Genomic DNA, 22,362 nt, shown 5'->3' on the forward strand with positions numbered 1-22,362 from the left:
GCCGCCCACGGTCCAGCCGTTTCCACGAAAAAGTGGGAAACAGAACCAACCAACACGCCGCACGCTACGACATAACAAAAACACCATCGTGTAGGTGACGACGTAAGCAGACTCTGATTTTGAAAACCGATGGTGCTTGTTGCGATCTGCCTTCTCGGCTATGGCCCGCAGGAAGGTTTGCCAGCCGGTTTCCGTCGTCCTTACGGGACTGGCTCTCCGAGCGCACCTGCCGCCAACTGCATAATTGGTGAGGCAGAATCAATTTTTGGAAAAAAAAAGACGGCGGGAAAATCCCGCCGTCTCGCGTAAAACATTGACGCACGATCAGTTTGAGGCACGGCCTGACACGCCCTTGGTATTCTTGGAGATGGCCTTGGCAGCTTCCTTGGGACGCAGGGCGCGCGCGGCGGCGCCGGCCTTCCACATCTCGGAGTCGCGAATAACGCTCAGTTCCTTCTGCAGACCCACCTGATAATCCGGGGCGCCGCAGGACTTGAGCACACGGGCGCATTCCTTGCCGTTCTTCACGCGCTGATAAAGTTCCTTGAACACCGGCAGGGTGGCCTTCTTGAACTTGGGCTTCCAATCCAGCGCGCCGCGCTGGGCGGTGGCGGAGCAGTTGGAATACATCCAGTCCATGCCGTTTTCGTCCACCAGGCGGATGAGGCTCTGGGTCAGTTCCTCGACGGTTTCATTGAACGCTTCGCTCGGCGAATGGCCACCCGCTCGCAACACATCATACTGGGCTTCCATGATGCCAGCCAGCGCACCCATGAGCACGCCGCGTTCGCCAGTCAGGTCGCTGAAGACTTCATGCTGGAAGGTGGTGGGGAACAGGTAGCCGGAGCCCACGCCGATACCGAGGGCCAGACAGCGCTCTTCGGCGCGACCGGTGAAATCCTGCTCGACGGCGAAGCTGGAATTAATGCCAGCGCCGGAAAGGAAATTGCGGCGAACATTGAGGCCGGAACCCTTCGGGGCGACCATAATCACGTCCACATTCGGGGGCGGAATCACGCCAGTCTGCTTTTTGTACGCGATGGAGAAACCGTGCGAGAAATACAGGGCATCGCCTTCCTTGAGATTTTTCTTCACGACGGGCCAGATGACGCGCTGAGCGGCATCGGAGACGAGCATCTGAATGATCGTGCCCTTCTGCACCGCTTCTTCGATGTCGAACAACGTTTTGCCGGGAACCCAGCCGTCTTTGACTGCGCGGTCCCAGTCGCGCTGGAACTGCTTGGACTGGCCCACAATGACGTTAAAACCGTTATCACGAAGGTTCAGGCCTTGGGCGGGCCCCTGCACACCGTAGCCGATGATGGCGATGACCTCTTTCTTGAGGACTTGGCGCGCCTTGGCGATGGAGAATTCCTTGCGCGTCACCACGGTTTCTTTCGTGCCGCCAAAATCAATAATTGCCATGTTTGTATTTCTTTCTGGTTGCGGGCCATAGGCCCCGTTCTTTTTCGTTGTTCGTTATCTGTTGCTCGCCAAATCTGGAGAATAATCCACACTCCTCTGTCGAGGGGAGACACTCACCAAAACCGGCGAATACCGTATGATGTAGCGGGCAATTTACCGGAAAATCCGCATCCGTCAAACTTAAAGGTGAAGCGAAAAACATATTTCCATCAAATCCAGCTTGTCTTTTGCGGCATTGTTCCCGACGCTATACGCTTGTTTTATGAGTGATGATAACCCGCTCAAAGATCGAGCAACGATTGACGTTTATTTACCATCTCGGTAGTTCGGCGGCGGCGGTGGAACCCGTGGTATCCGCTTAAAAAATTCGTCCCAGCCATGTTTTGGGTCCGCAGCGATCTTATCAATGATCGCTTTCGCCCATGCATCCGAACCCGGCGAGCCAAGGAATTTCTCTGCCAAATCGAAGACGGGATTTCCGAGCGACGGCAGATTAAATACATCTACCAAGAAGTATTGTCCGGGAGCAGTTTGAGCGATACACCCTTCTCCAACTCGCTTCGCACGGTCTTGATCAGTGACGGTGGCGGTGAAGAATGCAAACGGGTACCTTGCGTTGACCTGGTTTAGTGCCGGGTAGGGTCCACCCGCAGGATCTGCACCAGGGTCGGGTTGGATATGGGGGGTGATGACGAAGGACATCGGTGTATTATCCGGACGTCCGGTGCCCATCGCCGAAAGGACTGCAAGCGCCATTGCCCTCACCACACTTTCGTCAAACGGTCGGCTTGCACCCCTCCAGTTCCAGCCCGCAACTTCACCTTGAGCGGGTGAGCCGTTCCAAGGGAAAACTGAATTCATGGTACTGGGCCTGTTCCGTGCCTCGATCACCATCATGGTCGTGCCTCCCATGACATCAAAGGATAACTGACCCTTGCCGTTCTCCAATGGAGGGCAACGCAGAGTAACATCGAATCCGCTGCCGATGGTAGGTTTGACGGACACGCGCGTGTCCGATGGGAGGCCGTTCTCCAAACCCCAGAGGCGCGCATTGGGCATGCGCGTCAGCATCCTCTCAACGGTGGCGATGGCATTAGTACGACCAAACTCGACCAGTTCCGGGTTGCGCTCCAAGGTCGCTAGGACCGCCGCGCCATAATAGATGCTGGTGCGATTGGTGCGATCCAACAGCTTTCGTAACATTTCCACGTAGTTGGTAGCGGGCTTTACAGTCACAGTCAGAACCTGGTTGCTGACCGCAGCCTGCGCTGTACTCTGAGCGGTCGGCGCGCCACGTTCACTCGAGCCATGGTTTCTCTGGGCAGTTGATTTCCAGTCAGTCCAGAGAACGACCATAAGAACGACGCACACCAACACCAGCAGCATTGGCAGTACTAAGCGTTTTTTCGTTTTCATCGTTTTCACAAACTCCCATACCGTTACCAAGACCAGTTGACTTGCATAGCGTCAATGACGCCGGTCTCGACCGCATTGTCGCCGCCAGACGACTGTAGCTTGGCTTTATCAAAGGCTATATGGCAGGAATTTATGAGGTGCCCACCGTCCATATCAGTAAGGAACCACGCCAGCCAGGATCCCCAGAAATAAAGGTTGGCGTCGTTGAAATTAACCTCGCCCTGGAAACCAAAGCCCCAGTGCGGAGGAATAGACTTTCGGCTGAATGTCGTTCCAGTCATTGGCCCAAAAACGCCTGCATTATCAAGAACGAACTCATGAAAGGCGTTGGTTCCCACATCGCAACCCAGATAACCGTCAATGGCGAAGTGATTCGTGGCACTGAAGCGATAGTGCTTCAGGGTTGTCTGGTCGAAACCACCGGGAGCAATTCGTGAATACAGTCCAGAGCTGTTGCCGTGGGCATGGATAATCATTCCTTTGGTGTCCAATGGCGCGGTGTTGGTAACCCATTCGTTGGAATGCAGTATCGGATGGTGCCAGACTGGGGTTGGCCAAACGCAGAGGATGTTGAGTCCAATCCAGTCCGTCGAAAACGCCAAGTTGAAGATCGTGGGATCGTTCACATCAGGATTGTCAATTTGCTGGGTGTTCCCATCCGTCGCCGTGACCCAAGTGTCGCCGACGTATAATCCAACCAGCGTCAGACTCTGCAGGGCGGTATTCATCGCAGCCCTGGTGCCCGAATCGTATGGATCCGCGTCCGGTGAGTGGCAGGTCGCCCAGCCACGAACGGGATGCGGTTTCACCACCTTCAAGCGCATCCAGTTGGTTGGATTCACGTGCGGCGGAGGAGCGCCACTTGCACCTCCGGGGAACGGGCCGTCAAGCGGGCTGTTGGCAGCGGACGCCAGCCCGGTTGGCGGCCAGTGAGTGCCCGGCAGCGGCGGCAGCGGCGGCAACGACGGCAATGACGGTGGCGTCCCTGGCACCACTGGTGTTGGCCCTGCCACCGCTCCAGCTAGCGTGAAGTTCGCCCGCGCCGACAACGACGCGTTGTTTGTCCCGCCGTTATCCGGCGGCACAATGGTGACTGCGACGAGGAATCCATTATTGGTGAACCCGTCCGAAGAAGCGGTAGGCCCCGGCCATTCGTACACGCCCGGTGAAAGCGTTGTGGCGACATCCTGCGAGTTGGTGTAGAGCAATTCGAGCGTGCCTTCATCATACACCAAGGTATGCCATGTGCCGTTGGTGCGCGGCGTCTCGGCAAATACCGAGATGCCCCAATAGGCGTAGCCGACGTACCCCATTTGCCCGCCGCCAATGTCCTGCTTCGTGAGCACCGGGTAGGTGATGGCGAGGTCGCTCTGCGAGACGACCTGCGCCTCGGTGGAAAACGTCGCCCCATCGTTGGCCGTCGCGACAAACCGCATCTGTCGGCTGCCCCACGGGGTATTGACGCTGTCCAGCGTCAGGGTGCCGCTCACGGTCTCGCCGTCCACAAATCGCTGGTCGAGCGTAAGCGGGTTGGCCGCGCCGTTCATACTGTCAAAGACCTGGAGCAGATAATTGCTCTGCCCCGGCGCACCCACGATCAGGTACGGAACCGTCAGCATTCCACCAGCGGGCACAAGCGCGTTGGACCCCACCAGGAAATAGACGCCGGGCTCATTGGAAACCGAGAAACCCCTGAACAACTGGCAGGCCAAGTTTGAAATCCCCACGGAGACGGAGGCTGTCCCGTTCGTCTGGAGGGCGCTGGTCAGCAGGCTCCACTGCGGAAAGCCGACCTGTGGGGCACCAAGAATTCCCGAAATTTGAACCGGAGAGCCGTTGGTCCAGCCAGAGAGCGACCACGCCAGGTTGACCACTCCGTTTGAAAGCACCGGCGGCTGCAGTTGCACTTGAAGTTGAGCCGGTGCCGCACACGCCGAAAGCAACGCCGCCATGCCGAGCATTTTTTTTACGATGGTGTTCATATTTGAATATTTCGCTTCCAAGCTCTTTTTTCCAATCAACTAGCTTCTATCAGATCGGCCGTTGGAAGCCAAGTTACGTTTAGGAAACAGCTTCATATCTTCAGACCGGCAACCTGTTCATGGCAGATGACCATGCGGTGCCATGATTTTTAATCAAATCCAGCTTGTCTTTCGCGACATTGTTCCCGACGCTATGCGCTTGTTGTATGAGTGATGATAACCCGCTGAAAGATCGAGCAACGATTGACGATTATTTAGGTTCGCTGCCGCATACGGTGCAGCGGCGCGGACGTGCTTTGTTCCAATCCGGCCATGTCCATGACCTCAAGAGCGACCAACCGGGCGTAAGTTACTCCGCCACGGTGATCAGTTCCGGGGGCGACGGCAAGTATCAAGTCTGGTTGGACTACGCCGCCGATGAGTGGCTCACCGAATGCGAATGCCCGCAAGGGGGGGATTGCAAACACACGGTGGCCGCCCTGCTCGCCCTCCACGAGCAGGCCAGCCAATTCAAGCCCGCCAGCAAAGTCAAACCAAAAAAAACTCCCGCTACCGCCTTGCCACCGACGCCCAAATCACCGTTGACCGCCGCCGTTAAGGAAAAAAACGGACGCGCGCTCAACCTCGAGGAAAGCACCCAGTTGCGGATGCTGTTGAATTTTTGGGATAGCGTGCAACGCGGCTACCAGATGACTGCCAGCGATCTGCGCTATTTCACCTATGGTTTGAATGACTTTAACTGGAGTCCGCTCAAGCTCTGGCCGGAACCGCCCGTCAATGACCTCGAGTTCTGGCAATACCTGGCGCATGAAATCCTGCGGCGCAACCTGTCGCTCCCGGCCTTCTTGCAGCCAGTGACCAACCTCGACCGGATCAAGGAGAAAATGAAGGACTGGCTGCGACTGAAAGAAATCGCCAACTGGCGACAACAACTCGCGCAGAAGCAAGCCGTCCCGCTTCACCAACTCAACGAATGGGCCGAATTACGGCTCGCCTTCAGTCATCACGCCGCCCGTCTGCTGTGGCGTTCCAAGCCGGACAATGAGTTTGCCGAGTTGAAGCAAGCCCACGTCAAAAGGCTGGGGCAATGCTTCGACTCCGGCTTATTGGAGATGCCCTTTGAAACAGCCATGCTCTGGGCCGCCATGTACCGCCCCTATACGGCCACCGACTGGCACGTCCTGCACTACAATGACAGTACGGCATTGACGGTGTTGAACCGCATTTTCCGGTTGGCTCCCCTGAAACATCTCCTGACCACGTCCGAAGGCCAACCCCTGCGCTGGCATGAGCAGCCGCTACGCATGAATCTGACGGCACCCAAAGACGCCGCCGGCGACTACTTGCTGCAACTGGTAACGGCGGAGGGACAGGAGCCGCCTGCCATTCTCGCGGTGTTGGCGGGTATCCCAACGTTGTATCTGACGGCCGACGGCGTTTACCACGGACCGGTGCCGCATGGTTTTGGCAACACCAACAAAATCGCCATTCCCGCCCCCGCCGTCGAAAGCCTCGATGGCATCCAGTACTTGGGCAAACTGGCGCTGCCGTTGCCGGAACGCATCCAGCAACTCACCAGGCCAGTCACGATGACCGCCCGTTTGAAATGCGAAATTGACTCCGCCTACGTGGGCGGGAAAACTGATTATCTGATGGTTACCGTCACGGCGCAATACGAGGGTGGCGAGACGGAATATTATCGCTCTGACCAATGGGTCGTCGAATCACAACTAAACTATCAGCCTAAACCCCAGAGTCTCAAGCCCGGCGAAATGATTCCCATTGTGGACCGGGTGGTGCAAGGCAAAGTCCCTGGGTTGCTATTCGATCTCGGGGTAAAATTTGATGGGTACCAGGGCAAATGGCGGGTCCGCATCACCAAGACCTTCCCGGAAATGTTTGTGGAATGGCTGAATAACCTGCCGCCGAACGTCGAGCTGCTGTTGGACCCGGAATTAGCCAGCCTGCGCGAAGGGCCGGTGGCCGGCAATGTGCGTTTGTCCGTTGAAGAAGCCCAGGTGGATTGGTTTGACCTGCGCGTCGAACTGGATGTCAAAGACTCGAATCTGACCCAGCAAGAACTGCAATTGCTCCTGAACGCCGGCGGCAAGTTCGTGCGCCTGGGGAAAAAAGGCTGGCACCGTCTGCAATTCAACCTATCCGAAGAGGAGGATCAGCAGTTGGCCCGCTTGGGGTTGAACCCGCACGACTTTTCCACCGAGCCGCAACGCCTCCACGCCTTCCAACTGGCGGATAGCGCCGCCCAACGTTTTTTACCGCAAGAGCAGGCACAAAAGATTCAGACCCGCGCCAGTGAATTAAAAGCGCGCGTCACCCCGGAGGTGCCCGCCAGCATCCGTGCCACCCTGCGTCCCTACCAGATCGAGGGATTCCATTTTCTCGCCTATCTCACCGCCAACCGGTTCGGCGGGATTTTGGCGGATGACATGGGCTTGGGCAAAACGGTGCAAGCGCTGACCTGGCTGGCATGGTCGCGCTCCCAGACCGATGCCAACAAACACCCCAGCCTGGTCGTCTGCCCCAAATCCGTGATGGACAACTGGCGCAGCGAAACAGAGCGCTTTCTGCCGGAACTCAAAGTGCGGCTCTGGCAGGGCGAGGATGCCGACGCGCTCAAGGAGGCGCGCACCGCGAATGATCTCATCGTCATCAACTACCCTCAATTGCGCAGCCTGTCGCCCGAGATTGGCAATTGCCAATGGCATGCGGCCATCCTGGATGAAGCGCAATACATCAAGAACCCGGATTCCCAGACGGCGCAGGCGGCCCGCGCCCTGAAGGCGCAACAACGGCTGGCGCTCACCGGCACGCCCATCGAGAACCGCCTGATGGACCTCTGGAGCATCTTCGCCTATGCGATGCCCGGCGTGCTGGGCAATCGCACCGCGTTTGGCAAACGCTACAACCTGCAGACCGATTCCCTGGCCCGCCAGCGCCTGTCCGCACGCGTCCGCCCCTTCCTCTTGCGCCGGACCAAAGGCCAGGTGGCCAAGGATTTGCCGGAGCGCGTGGAAGAGGATTTGATCTGCGAATTGGAAGGCGACCAACGCACCCTGTACCAGGCGGAGTACAAGCGGGCCCGCCTGATGTTGCTCAAGCTTAAAACCCAGAAGGAACTCAATGAACAACGCTTTCATTTCCTCACCTCCTTGCTGCGCCTACGCCAGATTTGCTGCCATCCCGGGCTGGTCAACGATACGTTGATGGGGGCGGAAAGCGCCAAAGTCAACGCCTTGCTGGATTTGCTGGAACCCTTGTTGGAAGAGGGGCACAAGGTCCTCGTCTTTTCACAATTCGTCACCATGCTGGAGATTCTCAAGCGAGAAATGACCAGCCGCGAGTGGCGATACTTTTACCTTGCCGGGGATACCGAGAACCGCGGCGAATTGGTAGCCTCCTTTCAAGCCGCCGAGGGCGCGGCGGTGTTTCTCATCTCCCTCAAAGCGGGCGGGTTTGGGCTGAACCTGACCGCCGCCTCGTATGTGGTGATGTTTGATCCCTGGTGGAATCCGGCCGTCGAGAACCAGGCCATTGACCGCACCCACCGGATCGGCCAAGTGAACAAAGTCATCGCCTACCGCCTCCTGATCAAAAACAGCATCGAGGAAAAAATCCGGCAGTTACAAAAAACGAAAAAATCGCTTGCCGAAGACGTGCTGGGTGAGGAAAGCTTTGCAAAAGCACTGACGCTGGACGACCTGAAATATTTATTTGAGGACGAAATTTAGAATATGGCAATCTATCAAGAAGAGCGGCTGCGGCACGTCTCGCAGCAATTCCAAATTTACGGGCAGATTCTCCACGCCGAGCCGTGTAAAATCGGGCACATCAACGAAACCTACACGGCCACCTATGACCAGGGTGGCATCAAAGTCCGGTACATCCACCAGAAAATTAACATCTCCGTATTCAAAGACCCGGTATCGGTCATGTCCAACCTGGCCCGTGTCACCCGGCATGTGCGCGCCAAGCTTGAGGCGCAGAGCACCGATGCCATCACCCGGCGGGTGCTAACGGTCGTGCCCACCAAGAACGGCAAAGACTTTTACGTCAACGGCGGTAACGAATACTGGCGGACCTTTGTGTTTATTGAGGGAGCCCAGACGTTTGAAGCGGCACAAACCCCGGAGCAAGCCTATCAAGCCGGCTTGGCATTTGGCGATTTTCAATGCCAGTTGGCGGATCTCCCCGGCGAGCGCCTGGTGGAGACCATTCCCAACTTTCACAATACCCGCTCGCGTTTCACCGCGTTGCAGAACGCCGCCCAAGCCGACCATTGCAACCGCGCCGCTCTGGCGAAAAAAGAAATCGCCTTTGCCCTGAAGCAGGAGCCCCTCGTGGATGTGATTCTAAATGCGATGGCCAGCGGGGAACTGCCCGAACGCATCACCCATAACGACACCAAATTCAATAACGTGATGCTGGATGCGGACACCGGCAAGGCCCTATGCGTGGTGGACCTGGATACCGTCATGCCTGGTTGCGCCCTCTACGACTTTGGCGACATGGTGCGCACCACCACCAGCCCCACGCTTGAAGACGAGCAGGATCTCTCCAAGGTCAAAATGCATGCCCCCATGTTCCAGGCACTGGCCCGCGGTTACCTGGAATCCGCCAGCCCGTTTTTGAACAAAAAGGAACGATCCCTGATCGCCTTCGCCGGGAAGCTGATCACGTTCACCATCGGCCTCCGATTCCTGACGGACTTCCTGCAAGGTGATGTCTATTTTCGCGTCCACCGCCCGGACCACAACCTCGACCGTTGCCGCACTCAATTCAAACTCGTGGAATCCATCCAGCGCCAGGAAGCCGCCATGCAGAAATTCGCCGACAGTCTGTGACTCTGGAACGAACACCACAGGAATTAACAAGCCCTGGCGCGGTAAACGCGCCAGGGCTTTTTGTTCCCATCGTAAACTTGGATTACTTGTTCAGCGGACCATGCACTTTGGCCGCGACGCGCAAGCGCAAGCCGTTGAGCCGGATGAACCCGGTGGCATCGTCCTGATTGTACGCTTTGGTCGGATCGGCTTCCATGGTGGCGATGTGCGGGTTGTAGAGGCTGACAGCGGATTTGCGCCCGGATACAAAAATGTTGCCCTTGTAGAGCTTCACTTTGACGGTGCCCGTGACGTTGCGCTGGCTTTCCGTCACCAACGCCTGCAAGGCGAAACGTTCCGGCGCGAACCAGTATCCGTAATAGACCAGCTCCGCATAGCGCGGAATCAGGGAGTCGCGCAAGTGCATGACTTCGCGGTCCATGGTGAGGCTTTCGATCTGACGATGCGCAAACTGGAGAATGGAGCCGCCGGGGGTTTCATAGACGCCGCGCGATTTCATGCCGACGTAGCGGTTTTCCACCATGTCCACGCGGCCGACGCCGTGTTTGCCACCCAGTTTGTTCAGGACCTTCATCACGGTCAACGGGTTCAGAGGTTTACCATTGACCGCCACGCAGAGGCCTTGCACGAAATCCAACGTAACGAACTCGGGCGTGTTCGGCGCGTCCTCGGGCGCGACGGACAACTTGAACATGTCCTTGTTCTTGGGCGCAAAGGCGTCCATCCACGGGTCTTCCAGAATGCCGGCCTCAAAGGAAATGTGCAGCAGGTTGCGATCACTCGAATAGGGTTTCTTGGCGGTGGCCTGCACCGGGATTTTTTTATCCTCGCAGTACTGGATCATCTCGGCGCGCCCGGGGAATTGCGCGCGGAAGGAGGCATCGCGCCACGGGGCGATGATGTCCAGGCCGGGCGCCAGGGCAGCGGCGGTCAACTCGAAGCGCACCTGGTCGTTGCCCTTGCCAGTGGCACCATGGGCAATGGTGTCCGCCTTCTCGGCGAGCGCGATTTCAATCATGCGCTTGGCGATGAGCGGGCGGGCGATGCTGGTGCCAAGGAAATACTGGCCTTCATAGATGGCCCCCGCCTGGATCATTGGGAAGATGAAATCGCGGGCGAACTCCTCCTGCAAATCTTCGATGTAAATCTTGGAAGCTCCAGTCTGCTTGGCTTTCTTTTCCAAACCTTTCAGCTCGTCTTCCTGGCCAATGTTGGCGCAGAAACCGATCATCTCGGCGTTATATTTCTCTTTGATCCAGGACATCAACACCGAAGTGTCGAGACCACCGGAATAGGCTAATACAATTTTCATAAGTTAGAATTCCACAACCGTAATCGTTACGGCGTTGAATAAACGCCATTTCCCGACGGTAGAAAAGCGGAAATTACAATTTTCTATGCTTTACCAAGACGGGATCGGCAGGCATAAATCACCGGTGTTTGTAACATGAGCAAGCAACAACGACAGTTATTAAGCGGGGACGAGGCGATTGCGCTCGCGGCATTTCATGCCGGAGTAGCGCTGGGGGCCGGCTATCCCGGCACGCCATCCACCGAAATTCTTGAATATTTTTCCGAACTGGGCGGCCCCGCCCAGTGGTCGCCCAATGAGAAAGTCGCCCTCGAAGTGGCAATCGGCGCGGCTTTCGGTGGCGCCCGGACACTCTGCACCATGAAACATGTGGGGCTGAACGTGGCGGCCGATCCCCTGTTCACCGTGTCCTATACCGGCGTTAACGGTGCGTTGGTAATCATCTCGGCGGATGACCCCGGCATGGCCTCCAGCCAGAACGAGCAGGACAACCGTCGTTACGCGCAAGCGGCGGGCGTGCCGATGCTCGAACCCTCTGACTCCCAAGAAGCATACGACTTCACCTGGGCGGCAATTGAACTTTCCGAGCGCTTCCATATTCCCGTCATCCTGCGGGTCACCACCCGCGTCTGCCACAGCAAGACCATCGTCCAACCGCGCGCCGCCCAAGGCCCGGCGAATCCACCCGCCTTCAAACGGGATATTCCGGGGCGAGTGATGATTCCCGCCTACGCGCGCCCGGCGCACCGCAAGTTGCGGCAGAAACTGGACGAGCTGGCGCAATGGAATGAGACGTGCGCGTTGAACCGCGTCGTTGCCGGAAACAACTCGCTCGGCATCATCACCTCCGGCATCTCCTATATGCACGTGCGCGAGGCAGTTCCCGAGGCCAGCGTGCTTAAGCTCGGATTCACCTATCCCCTACCCTTGCAAGCCATCGCCGCCTTTGCCAAAACCGTGAAGCGCTGCGTGGTCATCGAAGAAGGCGATCCGTACCTCGTCGAAGCCCTCACCGCCGCCGGCATCCCTGTCGAAGGCAAGCCGTCCGTCTTTCGTTTTGGCGAACTGAACGTCGCGCGCGTGCGCAAAATCATCGCCCACGACCTTTCCCCCGAACCGCCCAAGCCACCCGGCAAACCGCCGCAGCTCTGCGACGCCTGCTCGTACCGGCAAGTCTTCACGACCTTGCGCAAACTCGACTGCATCGTCGCGGGGGACATCGGCTGTTACACGTTGGGCGTGCTGCCGCCGTTCGAGGGCATGGATACCTGCGTCTGCATGGGCGCGAGCATCGGCGTTGGGTTGGGGTTGCGTAAAGTGTTGCCGCCGGAGGAAGCCCGGCGCGTCGTCAGCCTCATCGGGGATAGCACCTTTGTCCACAGCGGCATCACCGGCGTCGTGGATATGGCGTACAACCCGCCCGCCACCGGCCACGTCGTCATCATCCTCGATAACTACACCACCGCCATGACGGGGCATCAGGAGAACCCGAGCACAGGACGCTCGCTGGCGCACGAACCTTCGCGACGCCTGGTGCTGGAAGATCTCTGCCGTGCGGCGGGTGTGCCCAACGTCTATGTCGTCGAGCCCCGGCTCGGCTCAAATGAATTTGAAGACCTGCTGGCTAGATGCCTCAAGCAGGACGAACTGGCGGTCATCATCGTGCGCCGCCCTTGCATTCTCATCGTCAACAAACTGCGCGAATACGAACGCCTCGATGCGGAAAGGAATTGCGACCATGTCCCAACCCCCTGACAAAGTCACTAACATCGTCGTCGCCGGCCTCGGTGGCCAGGGCGTGCTCAAAGCCTCGGATATTCTTGTGGATGCGATCTTCCGCGCCGGGCACGACGTCAAAAAGAGCGAAGTCCACGGCATGAGCCAGCGCGGCGGCAGTGTTTGCAGCGATATCCGCTACGGACGCCAGGTATTCAGCCCGATGGTGCCGCCAGCGGAAGCGGATTTTCTGGTAGTGCTCTCGCCGGATCAAGTCGCCCCCAACCAATGGCTGCTGCGCCCCAGCACCGGTACCCTCATCACCCCGGACCTGATTGACGCCACCAAGCTCCCCAACAAAAAAAGCCTGAACGTGGCCATGCTCGGTTTCCTCAGCAGCCGTCTGGATATCCCTGCCGAAATCTGGCTGCAAGCCCTCAAGGAAAACTTTGCCGAAACCTTCTTCACTGGAAACAGCCAGGCCTTTGAACTCGGACGCCAAGCCGGGAAACCGTGATTGGATAAGACAGTTCAGCCGTTAAGGGCATCCAGCAGTTACACCGGTGTTGGGGCAGGAGCGCTATATCTCCTTACTTCTTCATTTTCTTTTCCAATTCGGCCTTGGTTTTTGCCTGTAACTTTTCCAATTCGGGGCGCATATCTTCTTTGACGGACCGCGTCATACGGTCTATGAAAAGAATACCATGCAAATGGTCCGTTTCATGCTGAATAGCGCGCGCCAATAACCCGCCGCACCGGAAACGAATTCGTTTTCCATCCGCATCTTCCGCCGACACGAGCACTCCTGCCGGACGGACGATATCGGCATACATCTCGGGAAAACTCAGGCACCCTTCCGGGCCCTTGGCAGGATCGCCACTGGGCGTGAGCACCGGATTAATCAGCACCAGTGGCATGATGCTGTCCACTTCGGCCGGTTCGCCATTGATTTCCAACGTGGATGGCCGGTCCGTGATTGTGCGCACATCAATCACCGTCAATTGCAGTGCCTGGCCGACCTGCTGCGCGGCCAGTCCGATCCCGTTGTTTTCATACATCGTCTCGAACATGTCCTTGATCAACCGCCGAATTTCCGGCGTAACCTCATCCACCAGTACACCCTTTTGGCGTAACACCGGATGCCCATATTTTACAATTTCTAAAATCATTTTTTGCCAAACAAAAGCATTCGCAGAACCTCAAATCATGAGGCATTTCATGAACCAATCCCACCCTCTCCCCATCTTGCGGGAGAGGGCGACTTAATTTTCGTTTGAATCAAGCGGGCCACTTGCGCAACATGCCAACCAGATCTTTCACGGCGGGACTCTTGGCTGTGCGCACATAGAACCCGCTGGTGGTCACCCCGCACATCACGCTCATCGTGTTGTCGAAGCCGAGCAGCTTGCCCAGGCAGAAACCGGAATTGAAGTGATCGCCGGCACCGGTCGTAATGAACGGTTTTTCCACGAACGGTCCCTTGACGATGGTAACGCCATCCTTGCTGGCCGCCAACGCGTACGACGTCGGATGCACCACCAGCGTGCTCACCGACACATGTTTCAGGATTTCCTGTGTGAGCACCGCCAACCCTTCAGGCGTATGCGGTTGTTCCGCCAAACCCAACACCCGCCCGATTTCAAACGCCTCTTTTTCGTTCAACCCCAGAATGACGTTGAAGAACTTGTTAAACTTGACGATCAACTTCAGCGCGCGCGTAATATCGCTATTCGAGCGTTTTTCCGGATCCGCCAGGTCCACAAACAGCGTGCGTTTGGGGCCTTTCATGTCTTTGCAAAGTTCTTTGAGGCAGGATTCCCAAATGTCGCTCATGTAGGGCAACATCGTCCAGTTGACAAAGCCGACGAGGTTTGATTGCTGGAATTTTTTGGCAAACTTTTCGCGGCCATAACGGGCCTGAATGTTGGGCCAGGTGATTTCCGCCAACTGGACCAGCTTGCCGAACAATAGTTTGCCATCCTCGAATTCCAAGGCATCCGTGTACCCGGGTTCGCCAATGGTGTGAACTTCCGCAATCTTGGAGAAGCCTTTGAAAACCGGGTGCAGATTCGGCCAACCCAGCGCGCCGACATAGGTGACCTGAATGCCAAAACTGGCCAGCGCATTGCCCATGATGGGGCCGTTGCCGCCGAGTTTGGTCAGTTGGCGCACTAATTCGACATTGGTACTGCGGCCCGCCGCGGCAATAATACGCTCACCCAACTTGCTGATGGTGGCAATGCGTTGGAAGGTTTCCGCGTTTTCACGTTTGTCCACCGCGTGGATGATTTCGTCCACGAAACCATCCAAGCCAACGAAGGCGGTAAGTTTGTTCACCTGTTTGACGGCAGCGCTCAATTGGTCGGCGCACTGCGTCCTCAATTCCTGCGAATCAATCATGGGTTGTATTTTCATGTTAGTTATTATTACCGTCGAGTCATTCGGGCTTGATGCCCGCAATTCCTAAAATTCGTTCCAGCTCGTCATCGCTGTAAAAGCGAATCTCCAGCGAGCCTTTCCCCTGGCGATAGCGCAGGGTTACCTTCGTGCCAAAGCGCTCCTGCATCCGGCTTTCCAAAGCCACCACATGCAGGTCTCGAACCCCCGAGCTTTTCACTTTGCCGGGTTTGGGAACCGCCGCCGGATTTTGCCACAAGGCCACCATCTCCTCAAGCTGCCGCACGCTGAGCCCATCCCGCAAAGCGCGTTCCGCCGCCAGATACTGTTCTTCATCCGTATTCAGGCCGAGAATCACTTTGGCATGGCCCACGGATAACCGGCCTTCGCGAATCCAGGTCTGAATCTCCGCCGGCAGTCTGAGTAGGCGCACAGCGTTCGCTACCATGGCACGGCTTTTACCCACCTTGATCGCCGCTTCTTCCTGGGTCAATTGGAACTGGCTGATCAACTGCGCATACCCATGCGCCTCTTCAATCGCATTCAGGTTTTCGCGCTGCAAGTTCTCAATCAGGGATAACTCCAGCACGGTGACATCATCCGCCTCACGAACAATCACCGGCACACTGGCCAAGCCAAGGGATTGTGAGGCGCGCCAGCGGCGTTCCCCGGCAATCAATTCGTACACCTCACCTTTTTGGCGCACGACCAACGGGTTGATGATACCCTGCTCGCGAATGGAATCCGCCAGCTCCTTGATAGCCTCCGCCGTGAAATCCTTGCGCGGCTGCAACGGGCAGGCGCGAATACGATCCATCGGCACGGTCAATATTCTTTCCCGCGCATCTACCGGCGCTGGCGGCGACGGCAGTGGAGCGGCAGCGTGGGCGGATTCTGGAGCCGGGGGGACCGTCGCCCCAATGGGATTGGCCGCCGCCGGCTTGCCTGCCGTGGCGTGACCGCTCAAAAGAGCGCCGAGTCCGCGTCCCAATACTTGCTTGACCATGCAGGGAGAGTGGCGAACCTTCGCGAAAAAGGCAAAATGATTTTTCCACCGGCTGATTTCCATGGACACCAACGAAAATCAATGTTTCCCTAAGCGTGCGGCGTTGGTGGCACAAACAACAAGCCCCCCAGCCGCAGGATCGGTTCCGTGAATACCAGCCCGAACATCACCAAGTCGGCCCGTCACAGCAGAGCTGCGAGCCAAACTATTTTGCTTCTGCTCGCGACTCTCCTGACCATTCCCTCGTTGAGTGCGCTCGGCGCTCCCCGACGATTGGTTTTGGCGCTGGATAGCATCGCATATCGCGACGTGAAAGCGTTGCAGGAAGGCATCACCTACAAAGATCGGCACGGCAAATTGTGTCAGCTACAGGGTTTTCATCAGGGCTATTTCCCGGTCAGCCGCCTGGTCTCAACCTTTCCCTCCGCCAGCGATGTTGCTTGGACTGAGATTTTCGGCAATCGCCCGCTACCCGGATACCAGCGCACCTACTTCAGCATTGCGGCAAACCAGGAGATATGGATGAACGGGGTGACCAGTTCCATGGAGTACGAAAAGCAGATGACTTGGCGGGTGAATAGCAGCGTTCACAATGCCATGGGTTATGTCCGTCCGCGCAAGACCTTTCAATACGAGGCAGATAAATTGGTAGAGGATTTTCTCAACACCACCAGCCCGGACGCGAACTACTACGCGTATTTTGTCTCGACCGACTCCGCCCAGCACATGGCGTGCGACATTTTTACCATGCTGGCCACGCTGGATAAAAAGCTGACGGAACTGCGCGCGCGCTACCTGGCACGCGAGGGACGGGAACTTGAAGTTTTAATCCTGTCGGATCACGCGAATAACCATACCGGCGCCGGCCAGCGGGTCCAGATTCGGAGTTATTTGAAAAAGGCGGGATATCGGATCACGAAATCCCTGCTTCAGCCCAAGGATGTGGTGCTGCCAACGGCCGGGATCGAGTCCTGGGTGGAACTCCACAATCAGCCTGCCGAAACCGAACAACTGGTGGAACTCCTCTCGCACCTGCAAGGCGTGGACGTATTGTCGGCTCAGATTCCCGGTGAAACCAATCGCTTCATCGTCATGAACTCAAAGGGCGAACGGGCCAGTATCGCATGGGATACCGCCAATAACTCTTTCCGCTATGCCCCCGAATCAGGCGATCCCCTCAACTACCGCCCGGTGCTCGTAACGCTCGCCCAAAAAGGGCAGTTGGATGTCAATGGGTATGCCGCGTCCGATGCTTGGATGGCTGAAACCCTGCCCCTTCGGTATCCGCTGGCACTGGAGCGCATTGCCTGGGGCCACACCCGGGCCGCCCTCAATCCCGCGACCATTCTCATCAGCTTGAACGACGGTTATGTCCATGCGGATTGGCTGGTTCGAGCCGCCAGCCGGTTAGCCAGATTCGGAGGTACTCATGGGGGATTGGATGACCTCGACTCGAACGGTATGCTGCTGAGCAGTTTTGCCCCCACCCAGGATACTTCCACCCGCCGCGTGGCGTCGTGTTATGGTGGTTTTGCGGGGCTTCGCGAATATCGGACGAACGAACTGGGAGCCGAATGGATCACCGCCAAAGCCCAAGCCCTGACCCTCCTGCCCCGTGGATCGCTGGATTGGGGGAAATACACATTTTCGGGCGACCAAGTTTTTCTGCATGTTTGGACGCCAGGCTTCTCCCAACACAACCGTAATGCCTCGGTTGAAGTGAGGCTCGGCAAAGTCCTGCCTTTATCCAACGTGCTGACGCTGTGGGGATGCCTCGGAACAATCCAGACACGCAAACAGCACCTCATGCTCAAATCGCCAGTGGCGTTTTCGACTACCTCAACGTGCGAGCACCTCTATCCGCTCCCACCGGATCTGCTGCTGGAGCCACACCAAACATACCAGTTGTCGGGTCGGATTCCTGCTCAAACAAACGCCGTCGGACGCTTCAAATTCACCTTTCGCACCGATGACCGTGGCCAGCCCGTGCCTTACTGAGTGTTGCAGGGACTATCTGGTCGCTGGTAGGTGACGAGCAGCGCGGTTGGCCATGAAAAATAATCCCCCAGAACGGAACGCCAATAATGCCGGATTGATTTTTGTCCGGGCTATGCATAAAGTACTCCCATGCCAGAAACACTGGAACCATTGGTGTTACCCGACATCAATCATACGACCGACACCGATTCCAAGGATGCCTTGGAACCGGGGTATCTGGTTATATGCTGGAATGATCCCGTAAATTTCATGACGTACGTCACCCATGTCTTCCAAACCGTGTTTGGTTGGACCCGCCAAAAGGCGGAAATCCACATGCGCGAGGTACATGCTAATGGGAAGAGCGTCCTGGTCCGCGAGGGCTTGGAAAAATCGGAACATTACGTTCACCAATTGCAGAGCTACAGCCTGCACGCCACCATGGAGCGTGCCGAATGAGGTTACTGCGACGCACCGAGACGGCGCTGGTGTTCCAATTGGGCAAGAAGGAAGCGCCCTTGCTGTTGGAGGTGCTCAGCCGTTACCCGGTGCTGAGCACCGGCTATCAACCGTTGAGCAAACACGCGCCCCGCGAGGAAGCAAAACAACGGGCGGATCAGCAGATGCTGGAGGAGGCGCTCGCGGTGCAGAAAGCCGAGAACCGCCTGCGGTTGGCAAAGTTCCTGGGCCTACCGGAGCGGTTCAAACCCAACGCCGCCGGGTGCAAATTCACGCTGGAACTCAGCGAGGTGGAATGGTTCCTGCAAATATTGAATGATTTGCGCGTGGGCAGTTGGTATGCCGCCGGCGCGCCGGAGGATTTGGATGCCAATAAGCTCGAAATCAGCGAAAAGACGCTGCCGCATCTCTGGGCGATGGATGTGAGCGGGTTCTTCCAAGCGAATATCCTGGAGGCATTGGAATAAATTTAACCGATGACAGACCCGATGCGTCTATGATATTGAAACCGCGCACGCAGCATGGCATTTGATCCGAATAAAGATATGAACGAAGGCGCCAAAGGGCAACCCCGGCCCTTCGGACGCTTTTATTTGCATGAGTTGATCAATAGCGGCGGCATGGCGGATATCTGGGTGGCCACCGACGCGCAAGGGCAGACATACGCGCTGCGCCGGATGCATGACAAATTCCGGTTTAATTTCATCGCTCGCGGGCGGTTCACCCGCGGGTGCGAGATTCTGGCGTCGTTGCCGCCCCATGAGGGGATCGTAAGGTATCTGGACCACGGCAAAATGGAGAGCACGCTGTACCTGCTGATGGAGTACGTGGAAAGCTCGAACCTGAAATTGTTGCAGGCGCGCAATGACCCGCTGTTTTCGGAGAATATCGCGAATATCCTGATTGATATGTCCGTCGCGCTGGAACACATGCACGACAATCATGTGATGCACCTGGATTTCAAGCCGGAGAATGTCATCATGACCCGCAGCGGGGCGATCCGGCTGGTGGATTTCGACCTTTGCCAACCCATTCCGGAGAAACCCAAGAAAACCTCGCGCAACCCCGGCACCCCGCACTACATGGCCCCGGAACAATTGCAGCGCAAACCGATGGATCATCGCGCGGATATCTTTGCATTCGGCGTCACAGCATACGAGTTGCTGACGTATCAGAAGCCGTTCCCCGGCGAAACCCCGGATGAAGTATTACGCCGCCAGTTAGCCCGCACCGATTCGTTCATTGCCCCGCGCGAATTAAATCCGGACATACCCGCCACCCTGGAAAAGGTAATCCTGCGGTGTCTGGATAATGATCCGGATAAGCGTTACCCCATCATGAGCAGCGTGGTGCATGAGCTGAAGTCCGCACTGTATGTCAGTTAAGCATTTGCGGCCCGCCCAGCGAACCCAGCCAATCCCATGAGCATCGCTCCGAGCGACATAACCATTGCGGTGACGGTGTATAACCGGCGGGATTACATCCTGAAAGCGGTGGAGAGCGCGCTATCGCAAACCGTGCCAGTGCGCGTGATGGTGGTGGAAGACTGCGGCCCCGATGCGAGCCTGCGCGACTTGGTGCTGGCGAAGTTCGGGGATCGTATCACGTACTATCGCAGCCCGGTGCGGCACGGATTGTTCGGCAACTGGAACACCTGCCTGGAACAATGCCCGACGCCGTGGTTATCCATCCTCCACGACGACGATTACCTGGCCACGGACTTCATTGAAAACGCCATCCGCCTCGCGTCGGCCTTCCCGGATCGCGGTTTCTATTGCGGGCGCGGGCGTTACACGGATCAAACGGGCCAGGAGCATGGTTTTGGCTGTCCGCCGCTGTCCAAGGAGATGGAGGAACTGGATATGAACCAGTTTGCCGACCTAAATCTGACGTTGTTTCCCGGCACGTTGTTCCGTCCCAAGGACGCGAAGTCGCTGGGCGGCTTCCGCACCACGTCGCTGTTCTGCGGCGACTGGGAAATGTGGTTCAACCTGGCCTATCACTATGGCGGGGCGCGCACCAATGCCTGCATGGCGTTTGCGCGCAGCCATTTTCACGCCGAGCGCGGCACCACCAAGATTGAACTGCGCGGGCTGAAATTCTGTGTGGACTTCGTACAAGCCAAACGCAACTACCATTTGCTGCATCTGCGGGATTCAAAGGCGCGTTTCGACCGCGCCCGGCATCTGTCGCTGAACATCTTTCCGGCCAATGCCCTGCTTCGGCATGGGGCCGGATTCTCCCCGCGCATGTTGAAATATAATTGCGGAGTTTTTTTGCAAGCGCCACCCGAAACGTTTTCCCGTTCCTTGCTGAAAGGGTGCATCCGCCTGCTCGGCTGGCGCGGAGTCAAACTGTGCTCGCAAGTTTACCGAGCCGTGAAACGCCGCTAGCCACGTCCCGCAGACCGGCAACCAGATTGCGCCGGTTATTTTCCCGCGCTATCCCGGGATTCCAGTTTTCGCAACGCATCCCGGACTTGGGCCGCCTTCTCGTAATTCTCGTTCTGCAAGGCATCTGCCAGCGCCTGCTCCAAACGCTCGCGTTGGGAAAGCGGGCGCTTGGCGCGCAAGTCCGACAGCCAATCCTCCAACGATAGAATTTCCGCTGAATTATCCGCCAGGTCCGGCCGATCCGTTTCCCGGAAGAACCCGCGTAAATCCTCAATGCCTTCCTCCATGATGCGGATGGCCTCGGGATAGTCTTCCGTCGCCAGCACCTGCGCCGCCAAGGCGCGCGTGTGAATCATTACCACTTGGGGACGGAATTGAATCAGGCCCCAAGCCATCTCATCCGACTCGGCGTGCTCGTTGACAAAATTGAAGACTTCCAGATTGCGCTCCGTATCCCGCACCACCCCGCTGAAATCATTGAGTTGCAGCAGGCAAATACACCGGTGATGATATTGCAGCGCCTCCATCTGCAGGCGGGAGCAATCCTCGCCGGACAACGTGAAATCTTCGACATTGCCATCATGCTCCTGCTGGTGTTTTGCCAGGCGCTTGGCAAAAAACTCCCAAAGCGAAGGACACCCATTGGGGCGCTTTCCATCGGGCCGCCCCTCGACATTCATTTGGAGCAGTCCCAGATCCACGCGCAATTGAATTTTTTCCAGACCATCCGCCGCGACAAACCGCCGGACCATGACTTGTCCGGGCTGGTATTCCCAGCCATCTAGCAGTTGCGAAATGTCAAAACTCATGGCGATAATATGCAATCCAACCGGTCGCAAGTCAAAGGGTTGTTACGTGGACACCGGCGGTTTGGCTTTATGCCGGTCGTGATAGTGGGTATGCCGGAAGAGCCGATGGCGATTAATCCAGAGGTAGATCAAAATAAAGATATTCAGCAGCAGCAACCCCAGCATCAGCCAGGTGAAATGGTTCATCAGCTTGACGATTTCCATCGGGATGAAGATCGCAGATTCCGCAATCGCCAGATAGGCCGCCCAATAATACCGCAGGAACAGCCCAACTCCCTCGACCATGGCGAGCAACGCATAACTTAATATGCCGCCGGCCACCCACAACATGTTGGATTCCGTGATGGTGGATAACCATTTAAACGTACCGTCAAAGGCATGGAGTTTGGGGTCCTGATGAAACGTCAGCAACACGATGCTGAACGCCTCATGCAGGTCATCATCCGATAAACAGTACACCGCCCAAGCCACCAGAAAAAAGAAGAGTCCCTTGCCCAGTTTAAACGAGGCAATGCCGGACAAAGCCGCCGTGCGGTGGCCTTGCCCGTCCTGAGTGGCGTCCTGCGTTTTGCTCTCGTTCATCCGTATTCACGGGCAACCCGCCCGCG

18 protein-coding genes are annotated in these 22,362 nt (G+C 57.1%); 9 read left to right on the plus strand and 9 right to left on the minus strand.

Going from position 1 to position 22,362, the window contains the following annotated elements; all coding sequences use genetic code 11:
* Positions 1 to 324 precede the first annotated feature (324 nt).
* From ilvC to WCO56_10290, 3 genes are all read right to left on the minus strand, one after another.
* Entirely contained in the window at positions 325 to 1,425 is a 1,101-nt protein-coding gene (gene ilvC, locus WCO56_10280; GenBank protein ID MEI7729948.1) for a ketol-acid reductoisomerase, read from the minus strand.
* Between the two features lie 306 nt (positions 1,426 to 1,731).
* Positions 1,732 to 2,841, minus strand: coding sequence for a hypothetical protein (locus WCO56_10285; GenBank protein MEI7729949.1), 1,110 nt, complete (start codon positions 2,839 to 2,841; stop codon positions 1,732 to 1,734).
* A gap of 23 nt (positions 2,842 to 2,864) precedes the next feature.
* Entirely contained in the window at positions 2,865 to 4,823 is a 1,959-nt protein-coding gene (locus WCO56_10290) for a hypothetical protein (GenBank protein MEI7729950.1), read from the minus strand.
* 206 nt (positions 4,824 to 5,029) lie between these two features.
* On the opposite strand from WCO56_10290, the gene WCO56_10295 reads away from it, so the two are divergent.
* Both WCO56_10295 and WCO56_10300 read left to right on the plus strand, forming a co-directional pair.
* The gene (locus WCO56_10295; GenBank protein ID MEI7729951.1) at positions 5,030 to 8,572 is read left to right on the plus strand and encodes a DEAD/DEAH box helicase; all 3,543 of its coding nucleotides are present in this window, start codon (positions 5,030 to 5,032) and stop codon (positions 8,570 to 8,572) included.
* Positions 8,573 to 8,575: 3 nt separating this feature from the next.
* Positions 8,576 to 9,685 carry an aminoglycoside phosphotransferase family protein gene (locus WCO56_10300; GenBank protein ID MEI7729952.1) on the plus strand — a complete coding sequence of 370 codons (1,110 nt, stop codon included), beginning with the start codon at positions 8,576 to 8,578 and terminating at the stop codon, positions 9,683 to 9,685.
* Between the two features lie 82 nt (positions 9,686 to 9,767).
* Here WCO56_10300 and WCO56_10305 read toward each other — a convergent pair whose 3' ends face one another.
* A complete protein-coding gene (locus WCO56_10305; GenBank protein ID MEI7729953.1) occupies positions 9,768 to 10,997 on the minus strand; it encodes an argininosuccinate synthase in 1,230 nt (409 codons plus the stop codon).
* Positions 10,998 to 11,132: 135 nt separating this feature from the next.
* On the opposite strand from WCO56_10305, the gene WCO56_10310 reads away from it, so the two are divergent.
* Together WCO56_10310 and WCO56_10315 are read left to right on the plus strand one after the other, a co-directional pair.
* Entirely contained in the window at positions 11,133 to 12,752 is a 1,620-nt protein-coding gene (locus WCO56_10310; GenBank protein MEI7729954.1) for a thiamine pyrophosphate-dependent enzyme, read from the plus strand.
* A complete protein-coding gene (locus WCO56_10315) occupies positions 12,736 to 13,230 on the plus strand; it encodes an indolepyruvate oxidoreductase subunit beta (GenBank protein MEI7729955.1) in 495 nt (164 codons plus the stop codon). Before WCO56_10310 ends, WCO56_10315 begins: the two co-directional genes overlap by 17 nt.
* Positions 13,231 to 13,303: 73 nt before the next feature.
* Here WCO56_10315 and def read toward each other — a convergent pair whose 3' ends face one another.
* From def to WCO56_10330, 3 genes are all read right to left on the minus strand, one after another.
* A complete protein-coding gene (gene def / locus WCO56_10320; protein ID MEI7729956.1) occupies positions 13,304 to 13,882 on the minus strand; it encodes a peptide deformylase in 579 nt (192 codons plus the stop codon).
* Between the two features lie 109 nt (positions 13,883 to 13,991).
* Positions 13,992 to 15,128: a hypothetical protein gene (locus WCO56_10325; protein ID MEI7729957.1), complete on the minus strand. Its 1,137-nt coding sequence runs from the start codon at positions 15,126 to 15,128 to the stop codon at positions 13,992 to 13,994.
* A 22-nt stretch (positions 15,129 to 15,150) separates the two neighbouring features.
* Entirely contained in the window at positions 15,151 to 16,116 is a 966-nt protein-coding gene (locus tag WCO56_10330) for a ParB/RepB/Spo0J family partition protein (GenBank protein MEI7729958.1), read from the minus strand.
* 147 nt (positions 16,117 to 16,263) lie between these two features.
* Between WCO56_10330 and WCO56_10335 the strand changes: the two genes are divergently transcribed.
* The 5 genes from WCO56_10335 to WCO56_10355 all read left to right on the plus strand — a co-directional run bounded on the left by WCO56_10335 (position 16,264) and on the right by WCO56_10355 (position 20,945).
* A complete protein-coding gene (locus WCO56_10335) occupies positions 16,264 to 18,114 on the plus strand; it encodes a hypothetical protein (GenBank protein ID MEI7729959.1) in 1,851 nt (616 codons plus the stop codon).
* Positions 18,115 to 18,243: 129 nt separating this feature from the next.
* The gene (locus tag WCO56_10340) at positions 18,244 to 18,552 is read left to right on the plus strand and encodes an ATP-dependent Clp protease adaptor ClpS (protein ID MEI7729960.1); all 309 of its coding nucleotides are present in this window, start codon (positions 18,244 to 18,246) and stop codon (positions 18,550 to 18,552) included.
* The gene (locus WCO56_10345) at positions 18,549 to 19,019 is read left to right on the plus strand and encodes a hypothetical protein (GenBank protein ID MEI7729961.1); all 471 of its coding nucleotides are present in this window, start codon (positions 18,549 to 18,551) and stop codon (positions 19,017 to 19,019) included. Before WCO56_10340 ends, WCO56_10345 begins: the two co-directional genes overlap by 4 nt.
* A 54-nt stretch (positions 19,020 to 19,073) precedes the next feature.
* Positions 19,074 to 19,937 (plus strand): serine/threonine-protein kinase, encoded by an 864-nt coding sequence (locus WCO56_10350; protein MEI7729962.1) that lies wholly within the window; start codon positions 19,074 to 19,076, stop codon positions 19,935 to 19,937.
* A gap of 36 nt (positions 19,938 to 19,973) precedes the next feature.
* Positions 19,974 to 20,945 (plus strand): glycosyltransferase family 2 protein, encoded by a 972-nt coding sequence (locus WCO56_10355; protein MEI7729963.1) that lies wholly within the window; start codon positions 19,974 to 19,976, stop codon positions 20,943 to 20,945.
* Between the two features lie 35 nt (positions 20,946 to 20,980).
* Here the strand turns inward: WCO56_10355 and WCO56_10360 are convergent, their stop codons facing one another.
* Positions 20,981 to 21,754 (minus strand): hypothetical protein, encoded by a 774-nt coding sequence (locus WCO56_10360; protein MEI7729964.1) that lies wholly within the window; start codon positions 21,752 to 21,754, stop codon positions 20,981 to 20,983.
* Positions 21,755 to 21,796: 42 nt separating this feature from the next.
* Complete coding sequence (locus WCO56_10365) at positions 21,797 to 22,336, minus strand: DUF2127 domain-containing protein (protein MEI7729965.1); 540 nt, start codon at positions 22,334 to 22,336, stop codon at positions 21,797 to 21,799.
* Between the last annotated feature and the right edge of the window lie 26 nt (positions 22,337 to 22,362).

Source organism: Verrucomicrobiota bacterium, from assembly GCA_037139415.1.
Classification (GTDB): domain Bacteria; phylum Verrucomicrobiota; class Verrucomicrobiia; order Limisphaerales; family Fontisphaeraceae; genus JBAXGN01.

What these genes read in the sequence shown, in the direction of transcription:
- WCO56_10360 (MEI7729964.1), bottom strand. Translation starts at nt 21,754, where the DNA reads ATGAGTTTTGACATTTCGCAACTGCTAGATGGCTGGGAATACCAGCCC.
- WCO56_10345 (MEI7729961.1), top strand. Translation starts at nt 18,549, where the DNA reads ATGAGGTTACTGCGACGCACCGAGACGGCGCTGGTGTTCCAATTGGGC.
- WCO56_10365 (MEI7729965.1), bottom strand. Translation starts at nt 22,336, where the DNA reads ATGAACGAGAGCAAAACGCAGGACGCCACTCAGGACGGGCAAGGCCAC.
- WCO56_10340 (MEI7729960.1), top strand. Translation starts at nt 18,244, where the DNA reads ATGCCAGAAACACTGGAACCATTGGTGTTACCCGACATCAATCATACG.
- WCO56_10330 (MEI7729958.1), bottom strand. Translation starts at nt 16,116, where the DNA reads ATGGTCAAGCAAGTATTGGGACGCGGACTCGGCGCTCTTTTGAGCGGT.
- WCO56_10295 (MEI7729951.1), top strand. Translation starts at nt 5,030, where the DNA reads ATGAGTGATGATAACCCGCTGAAAGATCGAGCAACGATTGACGATTAT.
- WCO56_10300 (MEI7729952.1), top strand. Translation starts at nt 8,576, where the DNA reads ATGGCAATCTATCAAGAAGAGCGGCTGCGGCACGTCTCGCAGCAATTC.
- WCO56_10315 (MEI7729955.1), top strand. Translation starts at nt 12,736, where the DNA reads ATGTCCCAACCCCCTGACAAAGTCACTAACATCGTCGTCGCCGGCCTC.
- ilvC (MEI7729948.1), bottom strand. Translation starts at nt 1,425, where the DNA reads ATGGCAATTATTGATTTTGGCGGCACGAAAGAAACCGTGGTGACGCGC.
- WCO56_10305 (MEI7729953.1), bottom strand. Translation starts at nt 10,997, where the DNA reads ATGAAAATTGTATTAGCCTATTCCGGTGGTCTCGACACTTCGGTGTTG.
- WCO56_10310 (MEI7729954.1), top strand. Translation starts at nt 11,133, where the DNA reads ATGAGCAAGCAACAACGACAGTTATTAAGCGGGGACGAGGCGATTGCG.
- WCO56_10350 (MEI7729962.1), top strand. Translation starts at nt 19,074, where the DNA reads ATGGCATTTGATCCGAATAAAGATATGAACGAAGGCGCCAAAGGGCAA.
- WCO56_10355 (MEI7729963.1), top strand. Translation starts at nt 19,974, where the DNA reads ATGAGCATCGCTCCGAGCGACATAACCATTGCGGTGACGGTGTATAAC.
- def (MEI7729956.1), bottom strand. Translation starts at nt 13,882, where the DNA reads ATGATTTTAGAAATTGTAAAATATGGGCATCCGGTGTTACGCCAAAAG.
- WCO56_10285 (MEI7729949.1), bottom strand. Translation starts at nt 2,841, where the DNA reads ATGAAAACGAAAAAACGCTTAGTACTGCCAATGCTGCTGGTGTTGGTG.
- WCO56_10325 (MEI7729957.1), bottom strand. Translation starts at nt 15,128, where the DNA reads ATGAAAATACAACCCATGATTGATTCGCAGGAATTGAGGACGCAGTGC.
- WCO56_10290 (MEI7729950.1), bottom strand. Translation starts at nt 4,823, where the DNA reads ATGAACACCATCGTAAAAAAAATGCTCGGCATGGCGGCGTTGCTTTCG.